At 64.0% G+C, this 17,241-nt stretch carries 20 protein-coding genes; 10 read left to right on the top strand and 10 right to left on the bottom strand.

Annotated elements, in window-relative coordinates:
- Positions 1-29 precede the first annotated feature (29 nt).
- Together groES and Q1A71_RS12560 are read right to left on the bottom strand one after the other, a co-directional pair.
- Positions 30-341 carry a co-chaperone GroES gene (gene groES, locus Q1A71_RS12565; RefSeq protein ID WP_299676364.1) on the bottom strand — a complete coding sequence of 104 codons (312 nt, stop codon included), beginning with the start codon at positions 339-341 and terminating at the stop codon, positions 30-32.
- 200 nt (positions 342-541) lie between these two features.
- Positions 542-1,222, bottom strand: coding sequence for a DUF2161 family putative PD-(D/E)XK-type phosphodiesterase (locus Q1A71_RS12560; protein ID WP_299676361.1), 681 nt, complete (start codon positions 1,220-1,222; stop codon positions 542-544).
- A 137-nt stretch (positions 1,223-1,359) separates the two neighbouring features.
- Between Q1A71_RS12560 and Q1A71_RS12555 the strand changes: the two genes are divergently transcribed.
- The 6 genes from Q1A71_RS12555 to Q1A71_RS12530 all read left to right on the top strand — a co-directional run bounded on the left by Q1A71_RS12555 (position 1,360) and on the right by Q1A71_RS12530 (position 6,286).
- On the top strand, positions 1,360-2,280 hold the full coding sequence (locus tag Q1A71_RS12555) for a manganese-dependent inorganic pyrophosphatase (protein WP_299676358.1): 921 nt from the start codon (positions 1,360-1,362) through the stop codon (positions 2,278-2,280).
- Positions 2,281-2,353: 73 nt separating this feature from the next.
- On the top strand, positions 2,354-3,226 hold the full coding sequence (locus Q1A71_RS12550) for a TIGR01459 family HAD-type hydrolase (RefSeq protein WP_299676355.1): 873 nt from the start codon (positions 2,354-2,356) through the stop codon (positions 3,224-3,226).
- A gap of 90 nt (positions 3,227-3,316) precedes the next feature.
- A complete protein-coding gene (locus Q1A71_RS12545; protein WP_299676352.1) occupies positions 3,317-3,760 on the top strand; it encodes a MaoC family dehydratase in 444 nt (147 codons plus the stop codon).
- A gap of 83 nt (positions 3,761-3,843) precedes the next feature.
- Complete coding sequence (locus Q1A71_RS12540; protein WP_299676349.1) at positions 3,844-4,776, top strand: bifunctional riboflavin kinase/FAD synthetase; 933 nt, start codon at positions 3,844-3,846, stop codon at positions 4,774-4,776.
- A complete protein-coding gene (locus tag Q1A71_RS12535; RefSeq protein WP_299676346.1) occupies positions 4,773-5,243 on the top strand; it encodes a YcgN family cysteine cluster protein in 471 nt (156 codons plus the stop codon). The genes Q1A71_RS12540 and Q1A71_RS12535 overlap by 4 nt, the downstream gene beginning before the upstream one ends.
- Positions 5,243-6,286 (top strand): beta-eliminating lyase-related protein, encoded by a 1,044-nt coding sequence (locus Q1A71_RS12530; protein WP_299676344.1) that lies wholly within the window; start codon positions 5,243-5,245, stop codon positions 6,284-6,286. Before Q1A71_RS12535 ends, Q1A71_RS12530 begins: the two co-directional genes overlap by 1 nt.
- Here Q1A71_RS12530 and Q1A71_RS12525 read toward each other — a convergent pair.
- Both Q1A71_RS12525 and Q1A71_RS12520 read right to left on the bottom strand, forming a co-directional pair.
- The gene (locus tag Q1A71_RS12525; RefSeq protein ID WP_299676341.1) at positions 6,260-7,060 is read right to left on the bottom strand and encodes an alpha/beta hydrolase; all 801 of its coding nucleotides are present in this window, start codon (positions 7,058-7,060) and stop codon (positions 6,260-6,262) included. The two genes, Q1A71_RS12530 and Q1A71_RS12525, sit on opposite strands and share 27 nt — an antisense overlap.
- A complete protein-coding gene (locus Q1A71_RS12520) occupies positions 7,057-7,656 on the bottom strand; it encodes a 2-hydroxychromene-2-carboxylate isomerase (protein ID WP_299676338.1) in 600 nt (199 codons plus the stop codon). The genes Q1A71_RS12525 and Q1A71_RS12520 overlap by 4 nt, the downstream gene beginning before the upstream one ends.
- 115 nt (positions 7,657-7,771) lie before the next feature.
- Here Q1A71_RS12520 and Q1A71_RS12515 point away from each other — a divergent pair, with 115 nt between their 5' ends.
- The 3 genes from Q1A71_RS12515 to Q1A71_RS12505 all read left to right on the top strand — a co-directional run bounded on the left by Q1A71_RS12515 (position 7,772) and on the right by Q1A71_RS12505 (position 10,934).
- The gene (locus Q1A71_RS12515) at positions 7,772-8,791 is read left to right on the top strand and encodes a ribose-phosphate pyrophosphokinase (protein WP_299676335.1); all 1,020 of its coding nucleotides are present in this window, start codon (positions 7,772-7,774) and stop codon (positions 8,789-8,791) included.
- Positions 8,792-9,186: 395 nt separating this feature from the next.
- On the top strand, positions 9,187-10,365 hold the full coding sequence (locus Q1A71_RS12510) for a PQQ-dependent sugar dehydrogenase (RefSeq protein ID WP_299677028.1): 1,179 nt from the start codon (positions 9,187-9,189) through the stop codon (positions 10,363-10,365).
- 8 nt (positions 10,366-10,373) lie between these two features.
- The gene (locus Q1A71_RS12505) at positions 10,374-10,934 is read left to right on the top strand and encodes a c-type cytochrome (protein ID WP_299676332.1); all 561 of its coding nucleotides are present in this window, start codon (positions 10,374-10,376) and stop codon (positions 10,932-10,934) included.
- 39 nt (positions 10,935-10,973) lie between these two features.
- On the opposite strand, the gene Q1A71_RS12500 is transcribed toward Q1A71_RS12505, so the two are convergent.
- Positions 10,974-11,138: a hypothetical protein gene (locus tag Q1A71_RS12500; protein ID WP_299676329.1), complete on the bottom strand. Its 165-nt coding sequence runs from the start codon at positions 11,136-11,138 to the stop codon at positions 10,974-10,976.
- Between the two features lie 98 nt (positions 11,139-11,236).
- Between Q1A71_RS12500 and Q1A71_RS12495 the strand changes: the two genes are divergently transcribed.
- Positions 11,237-12,154: a LysR family transcriptional regulator gene (locus Q1A71_RS12495; protein ID WP_299676327.1), complete on the top strand. Its 918-nt coding sequence runs from the start codon at positions 11,237-11,239 to the stop codon at positions 12,152-12,154.
- A gap of 19 nt (positions 12,155-12,173) precedes the next feature.
- Here Q1A71_RS12495 and Q1A71_RS12490 read toward each other — a convergent pair whose 3' ends face one another.
- Genes Q1A71_RS12490 through Q1A71_RS12470 form a run of 5 tightly spaced genes read right to left on the bottom strand, consistent with a single transcriptional unit; the run spans position 12,174 to position 17,036 of the window.
- Positions 12,174-12,590, bottom strand: coding sequence for a F0F1 ATP synthase subunit epsilon (locus Q1A71_RS12490; RefSeq protein WP_299676325.1), 417 nt, complete (start codon positions 12,588-12,590; stop codon positions 12,174-12,176).
- 11 nt (positions 12,591-12,601) lie between these two features.
- On the bottom strand, positions 12,602-14,026 hold the full coding sequence (gene atpD / locus Q1A71_RS12485) for a F0F1 ATP synthase subunit beta (RefSeq protein ID WP_299676323.1): 1,425 nt from the start codon (positions 14,024-14,026) through the stop codon (positions 12,602-12,604).
- Between the two features lie 19 nt (positions 14,027-14,045).
- Positions 14,046-14,924 carry a F0F1 ATP synthase subunit gamma gene (locus Q1A71_RS12480; protein WP_299676321.1) on the bottom strand — a complete coding sequence of 293 codons (879 nt, stop codon included), beginning with the start codon at positions 14,922-14,924 and terminating at the stop codon, positions 14,046-14,048.
- A gap of 12 nt (positions 14,925-14,936) precedes the next feature.
- Positions 14,937-16,475 carry a F0F1 ATP synthase subunit alpha gene (gene atpA, locus Q1A71_RS12475; protein ID WP_299676319.1) on the bottom strand — a complete coding sequence of 513 codons (1,539 nt, stop codon included), beginning with the start codon at positions 16,473-16,475 and terminating at the stop codon, positions 14,937-14,939.
- Positions 16,476-17,036: a F0F1 ATP synthase subunit delta gene (locus tag Q1A71_RS12470; protein ID WP_299676316.1), complete on the bottom strand. Its 561-nt coding sequence runs from the start codon at positions 17,034-17,036 to the stop codon at positions 16,476-16,478.
- Positions 17,037-17,241: the final 205 nt, after the last annotated feature.

The following is a 17,241-nucleotide window of genomic DNA, read 5'->3' as shown; positions in this document are numbered from 1 at the left end:
TTCAGATAAGATCAGACGATCCGGGGCGTTCAGGCCGCTTTTGCAGCCGCCGACGCTTCGATGATTCCCAGAATGTCGCTCTCTTTCATGATCAGCAGCTCTTCGCCGTCGATGGTGACCTCTGTGCCGGACCATTTGCCGAACAGGATCTTGTCACCGGCCTGAACGGCCATTTCGATCAGCTCGCCGCTGTCCTTGCGCGCACCCGCGCCAACGGCAACGACTTCACCTTCGGAGGGCTTCTCCTTGGCGCTATCGGGGATGATCAGCCCGCCAGCGGTTTTTTCTTCGCTTTCGACGCGGCGCACCAGCACCCGGTCATGAAGTGGTTTGAATGCCATCTTTGCAGCTCCTTGAGGCTCAAAGTTTCTCCCAGTGATCCGGACAATCCTTGTTGCGGCCCGGATCATTAGCACTCGCGCATACTGAGTGCCAACGGCGCTTAGCTAGGCAAGCGACAGCGCGCTGTCAACCAATGGTTTTGCGAAAATCCGGCGCATCGAGCAATTTTTTTCCGCCGCATCGCAGCACGCTTGAGCGCTTACTCGGCACCGAGGACCCGGGAACTGGACTGGACCGCCGCTGCGCCGGCGGGGGTGAGGCCATAGATGCCCGTCTCGACCCGTTCGAACCACCCGTAGTGATCGTCTGCCATCATGCGAGTGGCTTTCTGGACGCCGGTCTCACGCGCCACATCGGCGCCCTTGCTGGCTCCGGCTTCAAAGAGGAAGAGCGCCAGTTTCATTGCGTCCTGCCGATAGGCTGTCACCAGACCGCTGCGCATCTGCCCTCCGTCGTTGGGATCGCCCTGGCGCCGCGCAAACTCGCGCAGCAGCGCGCCCTGCCGTGCCTTTGTGATCCGGGGCTGGAAGGGGCCTGGATCACAATGCACCTGTACCAAATCATCGGACAGCCGCACCGTCATAAGCCCAAGCCCCAGGCGGCGTGCGAGCTTGAGGTTGTCCTTGACGGCTTTGGCAAAGCGTTTTCCAGGCTGGCGCGCCACCGCGAGATAGACGTCTTCGGTCATGGACTGGCGCGCCACACATTGGTGAAAGAGGGCCAGGGAGAAACCGACCTTGAGCTCCACGATCACAGGCGGTTCGGCCCCGCGCACGGCGACGACGTCGGCCGCCCCGATCTCCGACTTCACGACATAGCCCTGATCCTCTAGAAACGCCTTGATCGGTGGATAGAGGTCTGTTTCGCGCGCGGTCGACATGCGCCGAACCTAACACCCTGTCCGACTGCGCGCCAAGATGCGCGCCGCGTTAATCGCGTTCTGCAGGGGGCGTGACAACCCCTGCCCCCGCTCCTATAAGGCGCGCAAAATGACCCTTCACATTTCAGGATTCCCTCATGACCACGCTTGTTTTTGGCCACAAATCCCCCGACACCGACAGCACCGGATCGCCGATCATCTGGTCTTGGTACCTCAACCGGATCAAGGGCGTCGAAGCCAAGCCCGTGTTGCTGGGCGAGCCCAACACCGAGGCGCTGTTCGTGCTGGACCGCTGGTCGCTCGACAAGCCGGAGATCATTTCGGACGTGGCCGCTGATACACCCGTGGTGATCGTGGATACGAACAACCCGGCGGAACTGCCTGCGGGCATCAATGACGCCGACATTCAGGGCATCATCGACCATCACAAGCTGGTCGGCGGGCTGGAGACCAAAGGCCCCATCGACATTCGGATCGAGCCGCTGGCCTGCACCGCCACCATCATGTGGAAGATGATCGGCAAGGACATGGCGCAGGCGCCCACGGATGTGAAAGGAGCGATGCTGTCATGTATCCTCAGCGACACGCTGGAGTTCCGCAGCCCCACCACCACGCAGGAAGACACGGCCATCGCGCATGATCTGGCCAAGGATCTGGGCGTGGATATCTCCGCCTATGCGGCTGAGATGTTCGCCGCGAAATCCGACGTCTCGGCCTTCTCCGAAGCTGAACTTCTGCGCATGGACAGCAAGGAATATGAGGTCGGCGGCAAGCAGTTTCGCGTGTCCGTGCTGGAGACCACATCACCCGGGCAGGTGCTCGACCGCAAGGACGCGCTGATGGCGGCCATGCCCGGTGTTGCCGAAGACGATGGCGCAGATCAGGTCCTGCTTTTCGTCGTGGATATACTCGAGGAAGAGGCCACGCTGCTGGTCCCGAATGATCTGGTGAAATCCGTCGCTGAAAAGAGCTTTGACGCCTCGGTCTCCGGCGACACCGTGGTGCTGCCGGGTATCATGAGCCGCAAGAAGCAGATCATCCCGAACCTCAAGGTCTGAGCGCCCACGCCTGCTGCGGTGCGTAGCGGGCGCCGCGGGCCGGTGGGCCCTGACCGTCTCTGAAGGAGCCCTCATGACCCGTATCATCACCCATCTGTCCGAGATCGCCGCGCAATATGACGCGCTCTTCGTCGATCTCTGGGGCTGCGTGCACAACGGGGTGAGCGCCCTGCCCGAGGCTGTTGCGGCGCTCAAGGCCTATCGCGAGAGCGGCGGCAAGGTGGTGCTGGTGACCAACTCACCGCGCCCTCGCGCGGGGGTCGAGAAGCAGCTCACCGCGTTCAATGTGCCCGAGGACAGCTGGGATACGATTGCCACCTCCGGCGACAGCGCGCGCTCGGCCATGTTTCGTGGTGTGGTGGGGGAGAAGGTCTGGCACATCGGCTATCCGGGCGACGAGCGGTTCTTTGAGCCCATCGGTGTCGTGCAGAACCCGGTTGAGGTGCGGGCGGTCCCGCTGGAGGAGGCCGAGGGGATTGTCTGCACCGGCCCGCGCGACCCGTTGGCGGACCCGGCAGTGATGCGGCCGGAGTTCCTGATGGCCAAGCAGCGCGGGCTCAAGCTGCTCTGCGCCAACCCTGACATCATTGTGGACAGGGGGGAGCAGCGCGAGTGGTGCGCGGGCGCGTTGGCGCAGCTCTATACGGAGATGGGCGGCGAGAGCCTCTATTTCGGAAAGCCGCACCCGCCGATCTATGATCTGGCGCGACGGCGGCTCTCAGCGCTCGGTGTGGATGTGCCGGACAGTCGGATACTAGCCATCGGCGATGGTGTCCTGACCGACATCGCCGGGGCCATGGGCGAGGATATCGATTCGCTGTTTATCTCCGGCGGGCTGGCAGCGGCGGAAACAAAGACGCGCACCCAACCCGACCCAGATGCGCTAAGCGCTTACCTTAAAGAGGAAATGTCGAGCCCGACCTATGCAATAGGGTACCTGCGCTGACCTATTTTTCACTTGATTTTCTGCAATTGCAAAGTAATTAAGTTTCAACGATTACGGCGTAATGATTAGAAAATTACCGGAAGGGTCATCATGTTGGACAATCTGCCGCGCGGAACCATCTGCATCGAAGACATCGAAATGGGGATGTCACGCTATCTCCAGAAGGTGGTGACCGACGAAGACATCGAGATGTTTGCGCAGATCTCGACCGACCGGAACCCGGTGCACCTCGATGATGATTACGCCCGCGACACGATCTTTGAAGGCCGTATCGCCCACGGCATGCTGACCGCCGGTCTCATCTCCGCGGTGATCGGCGAGCAGCTTCCGGGCCACGGGACGGTCTACATGGGCCAGTCGCTCAAGTTCCTCGCGCCTGTCCGCCCCGGCGATCTGGTGCATGCGGAAGTCAAGGTCATCGACATTGATATGTCCAGGCGCCGCGTGAAGCTCGATTGTCATTGCGAGGTCGACGGCAAGAAGGTGCTTGTTGGCGAAGCAACCGTGATGGCACCGTCCCGCAAGTTCGACTGAACCTTACACGATCGCAGCCGCGCATGGGTTAACCCACCGTACGCTGCTTGCGTCGGACGCCCACGGGCGCTACGCACAGCGGCATGAGGATTATCCGAGATTTCCAATTCGTGGCGCCGGAAGATCGCGGTGCCAGTGCCGCAATCGGAAATTTCGACGGCGTGCATCTGGGGCACCAATCGGTCATCGACCTGGCGCGGCAGGCCGAGCCTGAGGCCCCGCTCGGCATCGTGACCTTCGAGCCGCATCCGCGCAGCTTCTTCGCACCAAACGCCCCGGCCTTTCGGCTGATGGGGCGCGACGCCCGGGCCAGCCGGTTGGAAAAGCTGGGGGTGGAGCGGCTCTATGAGTTGAATTTCAACGCGGCCCTTGCCGCCCTCGCGCCCGAGGACTTCGCACAGCGTGTGATCGCCGACGGGCTTGGCCTGCGCCATGTGATCGTGGGGGCGGACTTCTGCTTTGGAAAGGCGCGCGCAGGGACGGCGCAGCATCTGCAGACCTTTGGCGCGGAGTTGGGCTTTGGCGTGACCATCGCCCCGCTGATGGCCCATACGGACAAGACCGTCTCCTCCACTGCGATCCGGCACGCGCTGAGCGACGGAAACCCGGCGCTGGCAGCCGAGATGCTGGGCCACTGGCACCGGATCGAGGGCCCGGTGATCAGTGGCGAGCAGCGCGGGCGCGAGTTGGGGTATCCCACCGCGAATATGTCCATCGAGGGGCTGCACCCGCCGGCCTTCGGCGTCTACGCTGTGCTGGCCGACGTGCTGGAGGGGCCGCACACCGGCAGCTATCACGGTGTCGCGTCGCTCGGCGTGCGCCCGATGTTCGGGGAGAACCGGCCCAATCTGGAGACCTTCATCTTCGATTTCAAAGGCGATCTCTATGGCACCCCGCTGTCGGTCGGGCTTGTCGAGCACCTGCGCCCGGAGGAGACATTCGACAACCTCGAGGCTCTGATCGCGCAGATGGATGCGGACAGCGCGCAGGCGCGCAAGATCCTGGAGGCGCTGTGAGCGATCCGATTGACCGGGATGGGCTTGGACAGAGGTTCTGGGAGCGCAAGCCGCTGGCGAAGATGAGCCAACGCGAGTGGGAGGCGCTGTGTGACGGCTGTGGCAAGTGTTGCCTGAACAAGCTCGAGGATGAGGACAGCGGGCGCGTGGCGCTCACGCGGATCGCCTGCCGTCTGCTTGATGACACCACCTGCCGCTGCGCGCATTACGAGAACCGGCATCAGTTCGTGCCCGATTGCATCGTGTTGAAGCCGGACAATCTCGACACCCACGCCTATTGGATGCCCAAAACCTGTGCCTACCGGCTGCTTTGGGAAGGCAAGCCCCTGCCCGACTGGCACCCGCTGATCAGCGGCACGGCGCAATCGGTGCATGACGCGGGCGTGTCAGTGCAGGGCTGGACGCTGAGCGAGTTCGATGTGCCCGAAGATGACTGGGAAGAGCATGTCATCGAGGAGCCCGTCTGATGTTCTTTGCCTCGGACAACGCGGGCCCTGCCCTGCCCGGCGTGATGCAGCGCGTGACCGACGCCAACGCGGGCTATGCGATGCCATATGGCGCGGATGAGATCATGGACGAGGTGCGCGCTGGCCTGCGCGCGGCCTTCGAGGCGCCTGAGGCCGCGGTTTATCTGGTGGCCACCGGCACGGCGGCCAATGTGCTCGCGCTGGCCTGCTATGCCCAGCCGTGGCAGACCGTCTTCTGCTCCGAGGTCGCGCATGTGCAGGAGGACGAGTGTAACGCGCCGGAGTTCTACAGCGGCGGCGCCAAGCTGAGCCTGGTGGCGGGCGGGGACAAGATGACGCCCGCGGCCCTGCGTGCCCGGATCGCTGCCGAAGAGGTGCGCGGGGTGCACGGGCCGCAGCGGGGTCCGGTGTCGATCACGCAGGTGACCGAACGCGGGCAGGTCTACACCCTCGATGAGCTGGGTGCGCTGACGACGGTGGCCAAGGACTTCGGCCTGCCGGTGCATCTGGATGGCGCGCGCTTTGCCAATGCGCTGGTCGCGTTGGGCTGCACCCCGGCGGAGATGACCTGGAGGGCCGGTGTCGATGTGGTGAGCTTCGGGGGGACCAAGAACGGCTGTCTTGGGGTTGAGGCTGTGGTGTTCTTTGACGCGGAGAAAGCCTGGGAGTTCGAGTTGCGGCGCAAGCGCGGGGCGCATCTGTTCTCCAAGCATCGCTATCTGTCGGCACAGATGGCGGGGTATCTGCAGGACGGTGCATGGCTGGACGCCGCCCGGTCCGCCAATGCGAATTGCGCGCGGCTGGCGACCGGGCTGGAGGCGCGCGGCGCGGAGTTCGTGCATCCGCCCCAGGCCAATATGATCTTTGCGCGTTTCCCGCGCGGTGTTCACCAACGGCTGCATGAGGCAGGCGCGCGGTACTATGTCTGGGAGGGGGCGCTGGAGGGCGCGGACCGGGACGAGATGCTGACCGCGCGGTTGGTCTGTGACTGGTCGATCACTGCGGAACAGATCGACCTATTCCTCAGCCATTTCGACAAGTGACCGGATCTCGCGCGCGACCTGCCCGGGATGCGTGAGCGGCGCCATATGCCCGGCCCCGGGGATCCGGACGCGGCGCGCGTCAGGCAGGCGGCGGGCCAGGCTGGTATGGACCGCATCGATGACATCGGCAGTCTGATCGCCTTCGATCAGCAGGGTCGGCATCGCGACGCGATCCAGTGCGCCGGGAGCCATCAGGCCCGGATGGTCCTTGATGATGCCGGAGGCCTGCGCAGGCACCAGATGCACCCGCTTGGCCAGATAGTCCTGCGTGCTCGCGGGCATATCGTCCCAGCGCGTGCCATCGCCCCAGAACCGGTTGAAAAGCCGGGCCGCGAGACGGTGATCGCCGGCGGCCAGCGCGTCAAAATAGGGCTGCGCCTCGCGCTCATGCGCGGCCATCCGATCCGGCGCATCGGCGAGGGCGGCGGCGAAGAACACGGGTTCGATCAGGGTGAGGCTGCGCAGCAGATCCGGGCGCTCGACCGCCAGGCGCAGCGCCACCGTGGCGCCAAAGGAATGGCCGATCACGTGCATCGGTGCGTCAAGCTGCCTGAGCGCAGCCGCCGTGCATTGATCGTGCAGATCGTGCGCCGGGTCAAAATCGGCGCTTTGACCATGCCCGGGCAGGTCCATGGCGTGCAGCGTCAAACAATCCGAAAGCGCGGCGCCCAGGCCGCGCCACGCACCCGAATGCGCGAGCGTGCAGTGAAGGGCCAGAGCGTCCTGCGGCCCTGCTCCGAAGCGCCGGACGTGGGTGTGGGGAGCTACGCTCACAAAGCTCCGGAGAGATGCAGGTCGAGGTCCTCGATCCGGTCCTGACCCCAGAAGCGCTGGCCATCATCGGTGATGTAGAACGGCGCGCCGAAGACGCCGCGCTCCACCGCCTCTTCGAGGTTGGCCGCATAGGTCTCGGCGCCCTGCAAAAGGCCGCTGTCGGCGAGGCCGGGATCAAAGCCCGCCTCCTCCAGGCACGCCCGGACCACGGCGTCGTCGGCGATGTCCTTGTCCTCGGCCCAGACCGCGCGACAGATCGCGTGCATGAGTTTGCCCAGATCGCCGCCGCCAGCGGTCTGCGCAGCGATGAAGGCATAGGAGGAGGGCGCGCCATTGGTCGGCCAATGCGCGGGTTTGAGGTTGAAGGGCATCTTCAGCTTCTTGGCCTGCCGGACCAGCTCCTGCGCGCGATATTCGACGCGGGACGCGTGCCGGTCCTTCGGCGGTGTGCCACCGGTGCGCGGGAAGAGCGCCATAATGTCGAAGGGTTTGTAGGTCAGGGTTGCGCCGTGTTTGGCGGCCACCGCCTCGGCCCGATTCCCGGCCAGGTAGGCGTAGGGGGAGAGCGTGGAGAAAAAGAGATCAATATGCGCCATTTTGCGGCTCCTGACAGGTGCGAGGTTCTTTGCCGATTGGTAAGGCCGTGGTAGGGGGAGTCAACATCACGAATCTGTCACAATTCTCTCTCCAGCTGCGCTCCAGGAAATCCCCATGCCCCACGTCCAAGAACCCAAGCTGATCGCTGGTAATGCCAATATGCCTCTGGCGACAGCGATTGCGCGGCGCATGTCGATGCACCGGGGCAAGCAGGTGGGATTGGTCGACGCGCGGGTCGAGCGGTTCAACGATGGCGAGATTTTCGTCGAGGTCTTCGAGAATGTGCGCGGCGAGGACATGTTCATCCTGCAGTCGACCTCGAACCCGGCCAATGACAACCTGATGGAATTGCTGATCATGGCGGACGCGCTGCGGCGCTCCTCGGCGGCGCGGGTCACGGCGGTGCTGCCCTATTTCGGTTATGCCCGGCAGGACCGGCGCACCAAGGCGCGCACGCCCATCACCGCCAAGCTGGTGGCCAATATGCTGGTGGGCACCGGCATCGAGCGGGTGCTGACAATGGACTTGCATGCCGCTCAGATTCAAGGGTTTTTCGACATTCCGGTGGACAACCTCTATGCCTCGCCGATCTTTGCGCTGGATATCCAGACGACGTTCAAGAAACGTATGGGCGAGCTGATGGTTGTCTCTCCGGACGTGGGCGGCGTGGCCCGCGCGCGCGAGCTGGCCAAGCGGATCAACTCGCCGCTGGCCATCGTGGACAAGCGCCGCGAAAAGCCCGGCGAGGTGGCGGAGATGACCGTGATCGGGGATGTGAGCGGGAAAACCTGCCTGATCGTGGATGACATGTGCGACACCGCGGGCACCCTCTGCAAGGCGGCGGAGGTCCTGATCGAGAACGGGGCCAAGGAAGTGCATTCCTACATCACCCACGGCATCCTGTCGGGCCCGGCGGTGGAGCGGGTGACGAACTCGGTGATGAAGTCGCTGGTCATCACCGATACCATCGCGCCGACGGAAGCGGTCCAGAAGGCGCGCAACATCCGTGTGGTACCAACTGCCCCGGTTTTCGCGCAGGCCATCCTCAATATCTGGAGCGGCACCTCGGTCTCCTCGCTCTTCGAGGCGGAGACCCTCAGCCCGATCTACGACGGCACCTACGCGGCAGAGTAAACCGACCGCACGCGCAACGGCTGGAGCCTGCGGCGCGGGACATTCGGCTGTCGGCCCCAACCCCGCATGAAAAGAAGGCATTTTGGCCTGTCTGTATCGCGTCGGTATGACGTCGGTATTACGTCGGTGGATTTGTCTGCACCGGCGATTATCCGGCCGCTGACCCCCTCTTTGCGACCAAAGTCTGAACCCGGCGCGCGCTGCTCACACGCGGCGGTTGTTGACAGCTTTTGTCATTGTTGCTGTTATCGCCGGATGGCAGTCGACGGGGGGCTGAACCAAACGAGCGGGGACTATCACACAAAATCTGGGAGGAATTTATGACTGTGATTCAATACGCCACGGGTGCGGCACTCGGCGTGGCGCTGGCCGGTACGGCCTTCGCGCAGGACAATATGGACAAACTGTCCAACATGCAGCGCACGGATGCGACGTTTACGCACATAGATCAGAGCGGGGACCGGGCCGACGCGCTGAAGGAGATCATTCCGCATATCAATGTGCCGGACGGCTTCGAGGTCAGCCTCTATGCGGTGGTGCCCGATGCGCGCTCCATGGCGGTGGCGCCGCAAGGCACGGTGACCTTTGTGGGCACCCGCAAGGACAAGGTCTGGTCCGTGGTGGACCGCGACCGCAACCGGGTCGCGGATGAGGTCAAGGATTTTGCGCCCTCGATCACCTTCGACATTCCCAATGGGCCGTGTTTCTCGAAGGACGGCTTCCTGTTCATTGCCGAGCGCAACCGGGTGCTGAACTTCCCCGCGGCGGAATTCTTCTTTGAAGGGCCCGACCCGGCGGTTGCCGTCGTGGTCGAGCAGGGTGATCTCGTGCCCGTTGAAGAAGAAAGCTTCAACCACACCGCGCGCGTCTGTGACGTGGGTCCGGACGGCAAGCTCTATATCTCGCTCGGTCAGCCCTACAACGTGCAGCCGGCGGAGAAGGTCGAGATGTACGACAAGATCGGCATCGGCGGCATCATCCGGATCAACACCGACGGCACGGGCCGCGAGGTCTTCACCCGCGGGGTGCGCAACTCGGTGGGGCAGGACTTCCACCCCGAGACAGGCGAGCTGTGGTGGACCGACAACCAGGTCGACGGCATGGGTGATGATATCCCGCCGGGCGAGCTGAACCGCCAGACCGAGGCGGGCCAGCACTTCGGCTTCCCCTGGACCAACAGCCGCGTGGAGATCATGTCCGAGGCAGACCATCCACGCCCCGAGGGTGTGAGTTTCGTCGAGCCGCAGCTGGAGCTGACCGCGCATGCGGCGGATCTGGGCATGAAGTTCTACGAAGGCTCGAGCTTCCCGGACGCCTATCAGGGCGGCATCTTCTGGGCGCAGCACGGCTCGTGGAACCGCACAACGCCGGTGGGCGCGCGGGTGATGTTCACGGCGCTTGATCCCGAGACCGGCGATGCGGTCGAGGCGCAGGTCTTTGCGGATGGCTGGCTCAACGAGGAGACGGGCGAGTACCGGGGGCGCCCCATGGACATCGCCTTCCTGAAGGACGGGTCTATGCTGGTCTCCGATGACTTCGCGGGTGCGATCTGGCGCATCGCGTACGCACGGTGAGGCTTTTGATGGCCCTGTCCGGCGCGCTTTTGTGCGCCGGACCCCTCGCGGCGGACATCGTGGGCGACCGTGACGCAGGGCGCAAGATTTCCGGCCAATGCCGCACCTGTCACGGCGCGGACGGCTATGCCGCGATCCCGATCGCGCCGCATATCGGCGGCGAGCCCGAGGCTTATCTGCGCGACCAGCTCACCGCCTTTCGGGATGGCACACGCGAGCACGAGATGATGACCATCGTGGCCGCGAACCTCAGTGACCAGCAGATCGCCGACCTGGCCGCCTGGTATGGAGGACATACGGCCCGGGCCGAACTGACCGCGGACCCCGCAGGCGCGCCGGAGCTCTGCGTGGCCTGTCATGGCGCGGATGGCATGCATCTGGCCGAGGACGTGCCGAACCTTGCCGGCGAGACCAACATCTACATCGACACGCAGCTCAAGGCGTTTCGCTCGGGCAAGCGCACGCATGAGGTGATGAGCGGGATTGCAGCGGAGCTGACCGACGCGGAGATCCGCGCCTATGCGGATTGGTACGCGGCGGTGAAGCTTTACATCGACACCGTCGAGTAACACCTCACCGCTCAGTCGGCCCGTCACGCTGCGCGCGCCTCACCGCCGCGTGCGACCGTCAGAGTGTGCCCACCGGCCTGTTCTGCGCCCTGTGCGGCGCTCCATCTCCGACATCAGCCCGTTGACCTCTGGATAGTCGCGGCGGCTGCTCCAGGCGTCCTGCTGGGTTGCAATTCTGATCGTATCTGAAAGTATGGCGAACATGTCAGCCTCCTGATTCATCTGTGTTGAGTCAACATAGGTACGAGAAGGACCAGACGGCAAAGCAATATGATTTTTTATATGTAAGTTGAGCTAATAGTATGGATTGGCACCACATCCCTTCGCTTGCCGCGCTGCGGGCCTTTGAGGCAGCCGCGCGGCATCAGAGCCTGAGTGCGGCAGCGCGCGAGTTGAATGTCACACACGCGGCAGTGGCGCAGCATGTGCGTGCGCTGGAGCAGGAGTTCGCGGACAGCCTTTTGGTGCGGCAGGGGCGCGGTGTGGCGGCGACGGCGGCGGGGCGTGCGCTGGCGGAGCGCTTGGGCGACGGGTTTCAGACCATCGCCGAGGCCGTGGGCGACCTGCGCGACCGCAATGCGGACCGCCCGATCAATATCACCGTGACGCCGGGGTTTGCGGGCAGCTGGCTGATGCCGCGCATCGGCGAGTTCTGGACCAAGCACCCGGAGATCCAGGTGAACATCAACCCCAGCTGTTCGGTCATGGACCTGCGGCAGGAGGGGTTCGACATGGGTGTGCGCTATGGCGCGGGCGACTGGCCGAAGCTGGAGGCAGAGATGCTGACGGCGGCGCGGTATTGCGCGGTGGCGCATCCCGACCTGATCGCCGGACGCGAGGTGCGCAGCCTGCGGGACCTGACCGACCTGCCCTGGGTCATGGACAGCTATGAGCGCGAGCAGCACCGGGTGCTGGAGGGCGAAGGCATTGATCTGGCGGAGCTGGATGTGACCTTGCTGAGCACCAACGATCTGGCGCTCTCAGCGGCGCTGGCGGGGCTTGGGGTGACGGTGCAGCCCAGTTCGATCGTCGAGCGGGACGTGCGCAGCGGGCAATTGGTGAAGCTGTTTGAGCTGAAGGACAACGGGTTGGGCTATCACATGGTGACGGTGCCGGGGCGCAGCACACCGCATCTGCGCACCTTCATGGCCTGGCTGCGCCAGACGGCGCGCAAGGACCGCGAGACGCAAGACGCCCCCGGCGCTGCAGGGGCCTCCTGAACTTTGCTACGGCGCGGGATCAGACGCGGATGTGATCGCCCACGGCCACCATGTCGGCGAGCAGCTTGGCCGCGTCATCGACGGGGCCCGGCTCGTTTTTGAAGGTGTCCTTGGCCTGCGCCAGCGCGTCCTCGGCTTCCTTGATCAAGGCTGCCATATCGTCGGCGGTGACCTCGGATTTCGGCATGGCGCGCTCGGCCAGCACGGTGACGCCCTCGGCGGTGATCTCGGCGAACCCGCCGGTGACCACATAGTCGGAGGTGCCGTCGGGCCCTTCGGTGCTCAGCACACCGGGGCGCAGGGTGGTGATGGTGGGCGCGTGGCCCGCCATCGCCGTCATGTCGCCGTCCGCGCCCGGGATCTGCACGGAGGTGACGGCGGCGGAAGCCAGCCGCCGCTCGGGCGAGACCAGATCGAATTGGGTTGTGTCTGCCATCAGGGGCCTCCTCAGGCGGCGTCGGCCGCCATTTTCTCGGCTTTGGCTTTCACTTCCTCGATGCCGCCGACCATGTAGAAGGCGCCCTCGGGCAGGTGGTCGTATTCACCGGCCACAACCGCCTTGAAGCTCTCGATGGTCTCGGTCAGAGGCACCTGCACCCCGTCGGAGCCGGTGAAGACCTTGGCCACGTCGAAGGGCTGGCTGAGGAAGCGCTGGATCTTGCGGGCACGGGCCACGGTGAGCTTGTCCTCTTCGGAGAGCTCGTCCATGCCGAGGATCGCAATGATGTCCTGCAGCGATTTGTAGCGCTGGAGGATCCCCTGCACGTCGCGGGCGACCTTGTAGTGCTCGTCGCCCACGATGCCCGGATCCATCAGGCGGGATGTAGAGTCGAGCGGGTCCACGGCGGGGTAGATGCCCAGCTCGGAGATCGCGCGCGACAGCACGGTTGTGGCGTCGAGGTGCGCAAAGGTGGTCGCAGGCGCGGGGTCGGTGAGGTCGTCCGCAGGCACGTAGACGGCCTGAATCGAGGTGATGGAGCCCGCTTTGGTGGAGGTGATGCGCTCCTGCATCTGGCCCATGTCGGTGGCCAGCGTCGGCTGGTAGCCCACAGCAGACGGGATACGCCCCAGAAGGGCGGACACTTCGGAGCCCGCCTGCGTGAAGCGGAAGATGTTGTCGACGAAGAAGAGCACGTCGGTGCCCGACTGGTCGCGGAACTGCTCGGCCAGGGTCAGACCGGTCAGGGCCACACGGGCGCGCGCTCCGGGAGGCTCGTTCATCTGGCCGTAGACCAGCGCCACCTGGCTTTCCTCGAGGTTGTCCGGCTTGATCACGTTGGATTCGATCATCTCGTGGTAGAGGTCGTTGCCCTCGCGGGTCCGCTCGCCCACGCCGGCGAACACGGAGTAGCCCGAGTGCACCTTCGCGATGTTGTTGATCAGCTCCATGATCAGAACCGTCTTGCCCACACCGGCGCCGCCGAAGAGGCCGATCTTGCCGCCCTTGGCGTAGGGTGCCAGCAGGTCGATCACCTTGATGCCCGTCTCCAGCACCTCGGATTCGGTGGCCTGTGCGGCGAATTCGGGCGCAGGCTGGTGGATCGCGCGGGTTTCGTCCGAAACCACCGGGCCTTTTTCGTCCACGGGCTCGCCCACGACGTTCAGGATGCGACCCAGCGTGGCGTTCCCGACAGGGATCGAGATCGGGCCGCCGGTGTCGGTGACCTTCTGACCGCGCACGAGGCCTTCGGAGCTGTCCATCGCGATGGTGCGCACCGTGTTCTCGCCGAGGTGCTGGGCCACTTCGAGCACGAGGCGGTTGCCGTTGTTGTCCGTTTCCAGCGCGTTGAGGATCTCCGGCAGGTGATCCTCGAACTGAACGTCAACGACCGCGCCGATGACTTGCGTTACTTTGCCGACTGCATTTGCCATGTCGTTTCTCCGGTTGTCTTTAGAGCGCTTCCGCGCCGGAAATAATCTCGATCAGCTCGTTGGTGATCACAGCCTGACGCGAGCGGTTGAACTCGATGGTCAGCTGGTCGATCATCTCGCCTGCGTTGCGGGTCGCGTTGTCCATTGCGGACATGCGCGCGCCCTGCTCGGAGGCGCCGTTTTCGAGCAGACCTGCGAAAATCTGCGTGGCCACACCGCGCGGCAGCAGATCGGCGAGGATCGCCTCCTCTGAGGGCTCGTAGTCGAAGAGCGTCGAGGCCTCGTCGCCCTCCTCTTCGTCCTCGAACGTCGCCGGGATGATCTGTTGCGCGGTGGGGATCTGGCTGACCACGTTCACGAACTTCGAATAGAAGAGCGTGGCCACGTCAAACTCACCCGCGTCGAACCGTGCCAGCACGTCCTTGGCGATGCTCTGCGCATCCGCATAGCCCACGCGTTTCACATCGGTGAGGTCCACGTGGTCGATGAAGAGCGATCCGTAGTCGCGCTTGAGCTGGTCGCGCCCCTTCTTGCCGACGGTGAGGATTTTCACCTCCTTGCCTTCGGCTTGCAGCTTGGCCGCGTGGGTCTTGGCGAGCTTGGCGATGTTCGAGTTGAAGCCGCCGCAGAGGCCACGTTCCGAGGTCATCACGATCAGCAGCTGCACGGTGTCGCTGCCCGTGCCGCTGAGCAGCTTGGGCGCGGTGTCGCTGTCGCCGACGGAGGCGGCGAGCCGCGCCATCACCGCATTGAAGCGCTCGGTATAGGGGCGGGCCTGCTCCGCCGCTTCCTGCGCGCGGCGCAGTTTCGCGGCGGCGACCATCTGCATCGCCTTGGTGATCTTGCGGGTCGATTTGACCGACTCGATCCTGTTTTTGAGATCCTTAAGACTGGGCATTGCGCGGACCTCTTAAGCGAAATCAGCGGCGAATTCGTCGAGAGCAGCCTTGATCGCGTCGGCCAGATCGTCCTTCACCTTGCGGTCGTTGTTGGTGATGTCATCGAGCAGGTCCTGATGCTTGGAGCGCAGGTGCGCGAGCATGCCCGCCTCGAAGCGGCCCACCTCGCTCACGTCGATCTTGTCGAGATAGCCGTTGGTCCCCGCGAAGATCACGCAGACGATTTCCGCGTTGGTGAGCGGCGAGTACTGTGGCTGCTTCATTAGTTCGGTCAGGCGCGCGCCACGGGCCAGCAGCTGCTGGGTGGAGGCGTCGAGGTCAGAGCCGAACTGCGCAAAAGCGGCCATTTCGCGGTACTGCGCGAGCGACAGTTTCACCGGGCCTGCGACCGACGACATCGCCTTGGTCTGGGCCGACGAGCCCACGCGGGACACCGACAGACCGGTGTTCACCGCCGGGCGGATGCCCTGATAGAAGAGTTCGGTTTCCAGGAAGATCTGACCGTCGGTGATCGAGATCACGTTGGTTGGAATAAAGGCCGACACGTCGCCGCCTTGGGTCTCAATAATCGGCAGCGCGGTCAGCGAGCCGTTGCCCGCGTCATCGCCCAGCTTCGCGGAGCGCTCCAGAAGGCGGGAGTGGAGGTAGAAAACGTCCCCCGGGTAGGCTTCACGTCCGGGCGGACGGCGCAGCAGCAGGGACATCTGGCGGTAGGACACGGCCTGTTTCGACAGGTCATCGTAGATGATCAGCGCGTGGCGGCCATTGTCGCGGAAGTGCTCGGCCATCGCGGTGGCGGAGTATGGTGCCAGAAACTGCATCGGCGCCGGCTCGGAGGCGGTGGCGGCGACCACGATGGAATAGTCGATGGCGCCGGTCTCTTCGAGCTTCTTCACCAGCTGCGCCACAGTGGAGCGCTTCTGACCGACGGCGACATAGACGCAGTAGAGCTTCTTGCTCTCGTCATCGCCTGCGGCGTCGTTGTAGGATTTCTGGTTCAGGATCGCGTCAAGCGCCACGGCGGTCTTGCCGGTCTGACGGTCGCCGATGATTAGCTCGCGCTGGCCGCGGCCGATGGGGATCATGGAGTCCACGGCCTTGAGGCCGGTTGCCATGGGCTCGTGCACGGATTTGCGCGGGATGATGCCCGGGGCCTTCACGTCCGCCTGCGAGGAGGTCGAGGTGTTGATCGGGCCCTTGCCGTCGATCGGGTTGCCCAAGCCGTCCACGACCCGGCCCAGCAGTTCGTCTCCGGTCGGCACCGACACGATGGAGTTGGTGCGCTTGACGGTGTCGCCTTCCTTGATGTCGCGGTCGGAGCCGAAGATCACCACACCCACGTTGTCGGATTCGAGGTTCAGCGCCATGCCCTGAATGCCGCCGGGAAATTCGACCATCTCACCGGCCTGCACGTTGTCCAGACCGTAGACGCGCGCGATGCCGTCGCCGACGGAGAGCACGCGGCCCACTTCGGCAACTTCGGCTTCCTGACCGAAGTTCTTGATCTGGTCCTTCAGGATCGCAGAAATCTCTGCTGCTTGGATACCCATTTATCCGACCTCTTTCATTGCATTCTGGAGGGAATTCAGCTTCGCGCGGATCGAGGTGTCGACCATGCGCGAACCCACTTTGACGATCAGACCGCCGATGAGGCTTTCATCGACGGTTGCATCGAGTGTCACGGTTTTGCCGGTGGAGGCCGTGAGCGTCTTGGCGAGCTTCTCGGCCTGTGTCTTGGTCAGCGCCTTGGCGGAGGTGACCTCGGCGGTGACCTCGCCCTTCTCGGCGGCGATGATGTCGCGCAGGGTGGTGACCAGTTGCGGCAGCACGAAGAGCCGCCGGTTCTGCGCCATCAGGGCCAGGGTGTTGGCCATGGTGTCCGAGAGGCCCATCTTGGCGGCGATGGCGCTGATGGCCTTGCCTTGCTCGTCGCGCGAGTAGATCGGGGAATGGATCAGGGACCGAAAATCCTCGCTCTCGCTCAGCGCTGTTTTCAAGGCATCTAGGTCGGTTTCGAGAGCGGCAACCGCGTCGCCATCCTTGGCGATCTCATAGACCGCAGTGGCGTAGCGCCCGGCAATACTCGTGGAAATCGAAGCTGGTTCTGACACGTCCACCCTTCCGATGTTCTTGCCCCGGGTATGCGAAAAAATCGCGTCACCGAGGGTGTTGGCGCGACTTGAAATAGCTCAAGACGTCAAAATCAGCGGTGATGTAGCAGAGAGCCTTGGACCCCGCAACATGAGATACTGTAGCGCGTCTGAACCGCTTTTCCCGTATTTTCAGGCGCTTGGCCAAGGTGCGACGGTTTGGCGT

The sequence above is a fragment of the uncultured Roseobacter sp. genome (genome assembly GCF_947493125.1).
In the GTDB taxonomy this organism is placed as follows: domain Bacteria; phylum Pseudomonadota; class Alphaproteobacteria; order Rhodobacterales; family Rhodobacteraceae; genus Roseobacter.
This window is presented reverse-complemented; position numbering and strand designations above follow the sequence as displayed.